The organism is Zhenhengia yiwuensis (assembly GCF_014384995.1).
Taxonomy (GTDB): Bacteria; Bacillota; Clostridia; order Lachnospirales; family Cellulosilyticaceae; genus Zhenhengia; species Zhenhengia yiwuensis.
Map to the genome: position 1 here is coordinate 1 of NZ_JACRSY010000120.1, position 716 is coordinate 716.

Sequence of the window (716 nt, forward strand, 5' to 3'; positions counted from 1 at the left end):
AGGTAAAACAAGTATTTTAAAACTTGCAAGCGATGAAGACCATGTAGAAATGTCAACAGGTCGCACTTTACGTGAAGAGTATATGGGTGTGCTTAAAACAATGGGGAAAGATTTTACGAGTTCAGATGGAAGCCCTGTAGAAGTTAATAATGGGATTGAAGCAAGGGTTATTTCGGGCGAGATTAAGGGGCAGACGGTTAAGAACTATGCAAAAACAATAGAAAGAAGTTCGTTCTCATCTGTTACTGGACAAACTAAAATAGATGACATGAATAATATTATTACAATAGATACTCCTACAGAATATAGCAACTGTTTTTTGAAAAAAGGTGCAGAATTACTACCTAATACCAAGTACAAAGTAGTTTTAATCATTTTAGAAAATACATTGTCAGGACCTTTCAGCATAAACAATGGTGCGCATAGTGGAACCGTGTTTGCGGGAAGCTTTGATTTACCGAAAGGTAGCACGGGAGTAAAAGAGTTTATGTTTACAACAAAATCTGATGTTTCTGGAGATATTATATTGAGGATGTTTGCTGGTGTAGGAAGCGGACGTATTAAACTTCAAGCTATGGTTGTTGAGGAAAACGCTACTACTCCAACCTCATATATTCCGTTCGGTCTATCTTCAACTCAAACTATTATCTCAAATAACGGTCAGCAATATCCTATCTATGCCAATGAAGAAGATAAGGCAAATAAAAAAGTTATTT

Annotated in this window: 1 protein-coding gene; it reads left to right on the top strand. The window is 36.0% G+C overall.

Features of this window, described 5'->3' with window-relative positions:
• Positions 1-716: hypothetical protein (locus tag H8718_RS20340; protein WP_249334873.1), on the top strand; the 716-nt coding region annotated here is incomplete at both ends.